Raw genomic sequence first — 7810 nt, 5'->3', positions numbered from 1 at the left:
GGTGGGTTGTTGGACCTTTCCACCCGCCCCTCCCGGGCGTTCGGCCGCGGCTTACGCGCCTTCCTTGAGCACCCTGGTGATCAGGTGCCGCTGCCGGTCCGTGAGCCGTGGGTCGGAGCAGTAGACGGTGCGGTCGTCGACGGTGATCTGGTAGCAGAACCCGTCCGGGACCCCGACCGGAGGTTCGCCCGCGCCCTCGGTCACGGCCTGCTCGGCCAGGATCCGCCAGTCCTCGGCGTCGGGCAGGCCTGCCGTGTCGACCGCGGCGTTCCGCTCGATGCCGCCGAAGCCGCCGGTGCGCTTGACGTGGATACGCATGGCTTCTGTCTACTCCCTGAGCCCTGTCTGCGAAAGGCGAGCCGCGTCAGGCGGTGGGCACGCCGACCTGGGACCAGGCCTTGAGGACCGCCTCGTGCTCGTCGCCCTGGCCGTACCGCTCGGCGGTCTTCTCGGCCGTGGCCTTGGCGAAGTCGGCGAAGGTGCAGTCCGTCGCGAGCTCGCCGCCGGTCAGCACGTCGTACCAGATCTGCCCGGCGCGCTCCCAGGCGTTGCCGCCGAGGCGGGTGGCGAGCAGGTAGAAGGCGTGGTTCGGGATGCCGGAGTTGATGTGCACGCCGCCGTTGTCCTGCTCGGTGTCGACGTAGTCGTCCATGTGTCCCGGCTGCGGGTCCTTGCCGAGCACATCGTCGTCGTACGCGGTGCCGGGGGCCTTCATGGAGCGCAGGGCGACGCCCTGGACGTTCTCGTGCAGCAGGCCCGCGCCGATCAGCCAGTCGGCCTGCTCGGCGGTCTGGCCGAGCGTGTACTGCTTGACCAGCGAGCCGAAGACGTCGGAGACGGACTCGTTGAGCGCGCCGGACTGGCCGGAGTAGGCGAGGTTCGCGGTGTACTGCGTGACGCCGTGGGTGAGTTCGTGGGCCATGACGTCGACCGGGATCGTGAAGTCGAGGAAGATCTCGCCGTCGCCGTCGCCGAACACCATCTGGTTGCCGTCCCAGAAGGCGTTTCCGTACTTCTCGTCGTAGTGGACGCTCGCGATCAGCGGGAGGCCGTTGCCGTCGATGGAGTTGCGCTTGAAGCCCTTCAGGAACAGCTCGAAGGTGGCGCCGAGCCCTGCGTAGGCGCGGTTGACGGTGGCGTCCTGGCCGGGCTCCTCGCCCTCCGAGCGGACCTTCGTGCCGGGCAGTTCCGTGCCGTTCTGCGCGTCGTGGATCGTGCGGTCCGGCTTCTCGGCGGCTTCCCCGGCGATGGTGGGGCGGGTGGTGCCGGCGGCCGCGGTCAGGCGCCTGGTGCGGTTCGCCTCGTCCTGGACGAGGGTGCGGCGGGCGGGCTCGGCGACGGCCGGGTTCTCGGCCTGCGAGAGCCGGTCGAGGAGGTGGGGCGGGACGATGGTGCAGAAGACGGGCTCAAGGCCCGATCGCGTGATGTCCATACCCCAACCGTGGCATTGCGTGATCGGTGTGTCACTACCCGCTACCAGGATTGACGAAATAGAGGGAATCGTCACGTTCAGGCCGTTACCTCATGGTGGTCCCGCATACTGATACGGCTGTTCGTTCACCGCGTCCCCTCGGTTACTCTCCCTCCATCATGCGTTTCGGGCTGCTTCTCCTTAGCTGCCGCGGCGAGGGCCTGTAGTCGTAGGCCGACCCCCTCCCCGCGGAGTCGAGTGGTGCACGCACGACCGTCGGCCGTCCCCCGCGGACCCTCGAGGAGCCCTACGCAATGCCGAACTTCCAGCAGCCCTCCGCCATGCCGATCCACAAGTACCGCGGCTACGACGCGGTGGACATCGCGGACCGCACCTGGCCGGACAACCGGATCACCAAGGCCCCCCGCTGGCTCTCCACGGATCTGCGTGACGGCAACCAGGCCCTGATCGACCCGATGTCGCCCGCCCGCAAGCGCGAGATGTTCGACCTGCTCGTACGCATGGGCTACAAGGAGATCGAGGTCGGCTTCCCCTCCTCGGGCCAGACCGACTTCGACTTCGTGCGCTCCATCATCGAAGACGGCGCGATCCCGGACGACGTGACGATCTCCGTCCTGACGCAGGCCCGCGAGGAGCTGATCGAGCGGACCGTCGAGTCCCTGGTCGGCGCCAAGCGCGCCACCGTCCACCTGTACAACGCCACCGCCCCCGTCTGGCGCGAGGTCGTCTTCCGCGGCTCCAAGGACGCGGTCAAGCAGATCGCCGTCGACGGCACCCGCCTGGTCATGGAGTACGCGGAGAAGCTGCTGGGCCCGGAGACCACCTTCGGCTACCAGTACAGCCCCGAGATCTTCACGGACACCGAGCTGGACTTCGCCCTGGAGGTCTGCGAGGCCGTCATGGACGTCTGGCAGCCCGGCCCGGACCGCGAGATCATCCTCAACCTGCCCGCCACGGTGGAGCGTTCAACCCCGTCGACGCACGCGGACCGCTTCGAGTGGATGAGCCGCAACCTCTCCCGCCGTGAGTACGTCTGCCTGTCCATCCACCCGCACAACGACCGCGGCACCGCCGTCGCCGCCGCCGAGCTGGCCGTGATGGCCGGTGGCGACCGGGTCGAGGGCTGCCTGTTCGGCCAGGGCGAGCGCACCGGCAACGTCGACCTGGTCACCCTGGGCATGAACCTGTTCTCGCAGGGCGTCGACCCGCAGATCGACTTCTCGGACATCGACGAGATCCGTCGTACGACCGAGTACTGCAACCAGATGGAGGTCCACCCGCGCCACCCCTACGCGGGCGACCTGGTCTACACCGCCTTCTCCGGCTCCCACCAGGACGCCATCAAGAAGGGCTTCGACGCGATGGAGTCCCGCGCGGCCGGTCAGGGCAAGACGGTCGACGAGATCGAGTGGGCCGTGCCGTACCTGCCCATCGACCCGAAGGACGTCGGCCGCTCCTACGAGGCCGTGATCCGGGTCAACTCCCAGTCCGGCAAGGGCGGTATCGCGTACGTCCTGAAGAACGACCACAAGCTGGACCTGCCGCGCCGTATGCAGGTCGAGTTCTCCAAGGCCATCCAGGCCAAGACCGACGCCGAGGGCGGCGAGGTCACGCCGGCCGCGATCTGGGCCGCCTTCGAGGACGAGTACCTGCCCAACCCCGAGAACCCGTGGGGCCGTATCCAGCTGCGTTCCGGCCAGACCACCACCGACACGGACGGCGCGGACACGCTGACCGCCGAGGCGGTCGTGGACGGCTCGGACACCGTGCTGACCGGCACCGGAAACGGCCCGATCTCGGCGTTCTTCCAGGCGCTGCAGGGCATCGGCATCGACGTACGGCTGCTCGACTACCAGGAGCACACGATGAGCGAGGGCGCCTCCGCGCAGGCCGCCTCGTACATCGAGTGCGCCATCGGCGACAAGGTCCTGTGGGGCATCGGCATCGACGCCAACACCACGCGCGCCTCGCTGAAGGCCGTCATCTCCGCGGTCAACCGCGCGGCCCGCTGACGCCTGGCGCGTACTGCGCGCACTCAGGCCCCGCTCATCTGTCCGATGAGCGGGGCCTTTTCCGTTCCGTGCCTGTTCGGGTGCGACTGGTCTTGGCCATGTGCTGCTCAAGGTGCTGACGACGCATCATCGGTGTGGCTAACATCACGTAAATACGGCAACGTTGCCGGAGCGTTACGGAGGTGCGGCGTGCTGACAGGCCAGGGTCGACGTGTCGGAGAACCGCGTATCTGGGGCATCCGCACCTCGTGGACCACCGTGGGCGACGGGGAGTTCTTCTGCCCCGGCTGCGGCGGTGACCGCAACTACCAGCGCCGCACGGGCCGTCGGCGTTTCCTCGTGCTCGGCTTCCCGCTGCTCTCGCGCGGCGCCGCCGGGCCCGTCGTCGAATGCGCCGCCTGCGCCCGGCACTTCGGCACCGACTGCCTCGACCACCCGACGACGGTGCGGTTCTCCGCGATGCTCAGGGACGCCGTGCACACCGTCGCGCTCGCCCTGCTCACCGCGGGCGGCACCGCCTCCCGCACGGCCCTCGACATCGCTGTCGGCGCGGTCCGCTCCGCCGGGTACGAGGACTGCACGGGCGACCAGTTGACCACCCTGGTCGACGCGCTCGCCGCGGACACTGGGCGGCTCACCACCGACCACAGCCCCGTCGACGACACGGGCGTCACGCTCGCCATAGAGCTGCACGAGGCCCTCGACCCGCTCGCCCCCCACCTCGCCCCCGCGGGCCGCGAGTCCATCCTGCTCCAGGCCGCCCGCATCGCCCTCGCGGACGGGCCCTACACACCCGCAGAGCGGGACGTCCTGGCGACGGTCGGGAACGCGCTGACGCTCGGGGTGGATGAGGTGGCGCGGTTGCTGGAATCGGCGCGCACGCCGTCCTGAGAGTCCTTGCTCCAGTACGGGCGGACCCGGTGAAGGGCGCGAAAAACCCCTGTCGACCGGGGCGATACGGGGCAACCTTGATCCCGTGAGCCGACTTCCGCAGCACATTCGACGGCGCCGGGCGCGCCTGCTCCTCTTCGGCCTGCTCGCCCTCGCGTCCCTGGCCCTCGCCTGGCGGCTGCTGCGTCTGGACGACGACGAGGCCGCCGGTCAACTCATCGGCGCGGCAAGTTTGTTGACGGCCCTCGTCGCCCTGGCCGTGTCGCTGGCCCAGCTGCTGCCACCCCAACCGGAGCCCCGCGATCCTGAGAGCCTCGCCGACGATCTCGCCGCCACCGTACGCATGCAGTGGCAGGAGGAAGTCAGGGCGCGGCAGTTGCGCGATCCCCGGGTGATTCCGCTGAGTTGGGCCGCCACCGAGCGCGCCGTGGCAGAGGCGCCGGAAGAGCTGGCTGGTCCGCAGGTCGGCGGGCGGGTGCTGCGGCTCTCCCTCGACGGGCGGCTCGACGGGTCCTTCGACGACGCGGCGGCCCGACTGGCCGACGGCTACCGGCAGATCCCCAGCGGACGCCTGGTGATCCTGGGCGAACCCGGCGCGGGCAAGACCGTACTCGCAGCGATGCTCACCCTCGGCCTGCTCACCCGCCGCGAACAGGGGCCCGTACCAGTCCTGTTGCCCGTCTCCACCTGGGACCCGGTCAGCGAATCCTTCAACGACTGGACGGTACGCACCCTCGCCACGGCCTACTACGGCGGGCAGCCGGAACTGCCCCGACGGCTTCTCGACGAACGGATGCTCCTGCCCGTGCTCGACGGGCTCGACGAGATGCCCGAGTCCAGCCGCCGCAGCGCCGTCCGAGCCCTCAACTCGGCCCTCGGGCACGGCCTCGGCGTGGTGCTGACCTGCCGCTCGGCCGAGTACCAGGACGTCATCGAAGGCGGCTCGCCCATGCTGCGGCGCGCCCCCGTGGTCGAGGTGGCGCCGGTGGCCGCGGCGGACGCCGTCACATACCTGACTGAGGTGAGCTGGCCGGAGGGCGTCGAATGGCAGCCCGTTCACGACGCGTTGCGCGCCCGGCCCGGCAGCCCCGCGGCCGTGGCCCTCTCGACCCCGCTCGCGCTCTCCCTCGCCCGCACCGTGTATCTGCACCGCGCGACGGGCCCCGCCGAACTCCTCGAACTCGACAGCCCGCACGCGGTCGAGGACCATCTCGTCGACCACGTCCTCACCGCCGCGTACGCGCCTGCCGTGGGCGACCGGAGGGAGTGGCAGGGGCGGGCCGACGAGGCCGAGCGGTATCTGACGTTCCTGGCCACGTATCTGCACCGGCATCGGGAGCGGGACCTGTCGTGGTGGCTGATGAGCCGGCGGCTGCTGTCGAGTTGGGCGGGGATCATTGTGGGGCTTGCGGTGGGGGTGCTCGCCATGGTCGGCGTTTCGGTCACCTTGCCGCTCGTGGACGAGGATGATCCGAGCCCGCTGACCTCGGCGGTGGCACTGGGCGCCGCTTCGGCGGTCCTGACGATGCTGACCTGGTACGCGGTACCGGACCGGGCGCCGAGCACGCTCTCCTTCGCTCTGCGCGGCTCGCTCGACCGGCTGCGCCACGGGGTCCGTACGAGTCTCACGCTCACCGGCATCCTGACGCTGACGGTCCTCGGCTCCTCCCTCGTGGTCACCACCCTCACCGACTCGTGGGACACCAAGACCGCCTACATGTACGTCTCGAACCTCGCGGCCGCCGCGGGGATCGCCGCCGCGATCAGCCTGGCGTTCGCCGTGCACTTCTGGATCGCCGCCTCCTCCGAGGTGTCCAGCGGCTCCGGCCCCCTGGACTTGCTACGGCGGGACCGTACGGCGTCCCTGGTCGGAGCCCTGCTCTTCGGGGGCGTTCTCGGGGTGACGGCCGTTCCGCTGCTGATCCTCGGGCGGACCGGCGGGGAGATGCTGTTCGCCGCGCTCACGGGCTGGGAGCACGAGCCTCCGCCGCTCGACCTGCTCGCCAAGGCCGCGGACGCCACCAACGTCTTCGAGGAAGCACCCCTGGCCTTCGCGACGACCCTGCTGCCCGCACTGGTCTGCACCGTCCTCGTGCTCGTGACCCGGGCGTGGCTGAGGTTCCGGCTGGCCCATGCGGTGCTCGCCGTACGCGGCCAACTGCCGTGGCGGCTCAGCGGGTTCCTCGTCGAGGCCCGGGACCGGCAACTGCTCCGCCAGTCCGCGAGCGCGTACCAGTTCCGCCATGTCCGGCTGCAGGAACGGCTCGCCAACCGGCAGTTGGCCGAGGACCGGACTCCGCGGCCCCGCGCGGAGGTGGCACGGCGCCGCCGCACCCGCGCCGCCCTCGCCACCGCGGTGCTCCTGGCCGGCTTTCTCGTCGTACGCGCGACGCTGCCGCCGGACACCTCGCACGCCGCGATGGCCACGGGCGATGTCGACGCCATGGTCTTCAGCCCGCCCGAGCACCACACGCTCCTGACTCTGAACAACGGCACGCTGCGGCGCTGGGACACCCGTACGGGGGTGGAGACCGGGAGCGCGCGCCTCCCAGTTGTGGACGCGATGTCCGTGGAGCCCCGGCTGGTGGCGCGGCGGGATGCCGCCCTGCTCATCGTGCGCTCGGCACGCCAAACGGGCGGCGAGTCGTTCGTGGTGCCCTGGAAGGGGAAGCCGCGCCCCGACTCCTCCTTCCTGGAGCCGGCCCGGAAGGTGAAGAGGGGCACCCGGTTCGCTCCTGCGGAAGTGGTCCTGAGCGCCGGCGGCAAGTACATGCTCGCCGGCACGGTCGTGGTGGACGGGCGCACCGGGGACAGGAGGAGGATCCCCGAAGACTGGTTGAGCGCCTACGGGCCGTGGTCGGGCCTGAGCGACGACGGCACCCGGCTCGTCCAGTTCGACAGCGAGGGCGAGCTGCAGGTGCGCGACATGCAGAAGAAGCGGTCGGTGTGCACGACGGAGAGCGTGACGTCCTGGGCCATGAATGCCGACGGCACCCGGCTCGCCACCGCCACGGGCGGCAGGGTCAGGATCCGGGACGCGCACTGCCGGGCGACCGACGAGCAGGTCACCGTGCCCTTGGCCGTCGACAGCGTCGCCCTCGACGAGGACGGCCGCAGACTCGCCGTCACCGCCGACGGCATCACTCGCCTCTACGACCTGCTCGCCACCCGGGACGAGGCCGCGAACTCCCGCTAGCCGCAAGGGTATTGCTCCGGTCCCCGCCGCCCGGTAGCTTCACCGGGCATTCGACGTCCTACGTCCCATGTCCGTTACGCGCTCAGGGAGTGCTCATGGCCGGAATGCGTACCAGTCGACTGCTAGTCCTCGTCGTGGCCCTCGCCGCCTCGGCCGTCTCCGGGGCCCCCGCGGCCGCCGTCCCCTCCCATGGGTGCGACGGGTCCGTCCCCTACCGGGCGGGTACAGACGGCTACGACACCTTCCGTATTCCCGCCGCGCTGCGCACCCGTGCCGGGA

Annotated in this window: 5 protein-coding genes and 1 pseudogene; 4 read left to right on the top strand and 2 right to left on the bottom strand. The window is 70.5% G+C overall.

Going from position 1 to position 7810, the window contains the following annotated elements:
* Nucleotides 1–51: 51 nt before the first annotated feature.
* Both GUY60_RS30760 and GUY60_RS30755 read right to left on the bottom strand, forming a co-directional pair.
* Complete coding sequence (locus GUY60_RS30760) at nt 52–318, bottom strand: protealysin inhibitor emfourin (RefSeq protein WP_161703750.1); 267 nt, start codon at nt 316–318, stop codon at nt 52–54.
* Between the two features lie 46 nt (nt 319–364).
* Nucleotides 365–1432, bottom strand: coding sequence for a M4 family metallopeptidase (locus tag GUY60_RS30755; RefSeq protein ID WP_161703748.1), 1068 nt, complete (start codon nt 1430–1432; stop codon nt 365–367).
* 293 nt (nt 1433–1725) lie between these two features.
* Here GUY60_RS30755 and leuA point away from each other — a divergent pair, with 293 nt between their 5' ends.
* The 4 genes and pseudogenes from leuA to GUY60_RS30735 all read left to right on the top strand — a co-directional run.
* Nucleotides 1726–3444, top strand: coding sequence for a 2-isopropylmalate synthase (leuA, locus tag GUY60_RS30750; protein ID WP_161703746.1), 1719 nt, complete (start codon nt 1726–1728; stop codon nt 3442–3444).
* A gap of 189 nt (nt 3445–3633) precedes the next feature.
* The gene (locus GUY60_RS30745; RefSeq protein ID WP_161703744.1) at nt 3634–4335 is read left to right on the top strand and encodes a TerB family tellurite resistance protein; all 702 of its coding nucleotides are present in this window, start codon (nt 3634–3636) and stop codon (nt 4333–4335) included.
* Between the two features lie 85 nt (nt 4336–4420).
* Entirely contained in the window at nt 4421–7531 is a 3111-nt protein-coding gene (locus GUY60_RS30740) for an NACHT domain-containing protein (RefSeq protein WP_161703742.1), read from the top strand.
* 95 nt (nt 7532–7626) lie between these two features.
* A pseudogene (locus GUY60_RS30735) lies at nt 7627–7810 on the top strand (sialidase family protein); the annotation flags it as partial.

Origin of the sequence: Streptomyces boluensis (assembly GCF_009908195.1) — a bacterium.
GTDB lineage: Bacteria > Actinomycetota > Actinomycetes > Streptomycetales > Streptomycetaceae > Streptomyces > Streptomyces boluensis.
The sequence above is the reverse complement of the archived record's forward strand: the minus strand, read 5'-3'. Positions and strand labels throughout refer to the sequence as shown.

Coding starts and splice junctions, on each gene's coding strand:
- GUY60_RS30760 (WP_161703750.1), bottom strand. CDS start 318: ATGCGTATCCACGTCAAGCGCACCGGCGGCTTCGGCGGCATCGAGCGG.
- GUY60_RS30755 (WP_161703748.1), bottom strand. CDS start 1,432: ATGGACATCACGCGATCGGGCCTTGAGCCCGTCTTCTGCACCATCGTC.
- leuA (WP_161703746.1), top strand. CDS start 1,726: ATGCCGAACTTCCAGCAGCCCTCCGCCATGCCGATCCACAAGTACCGC.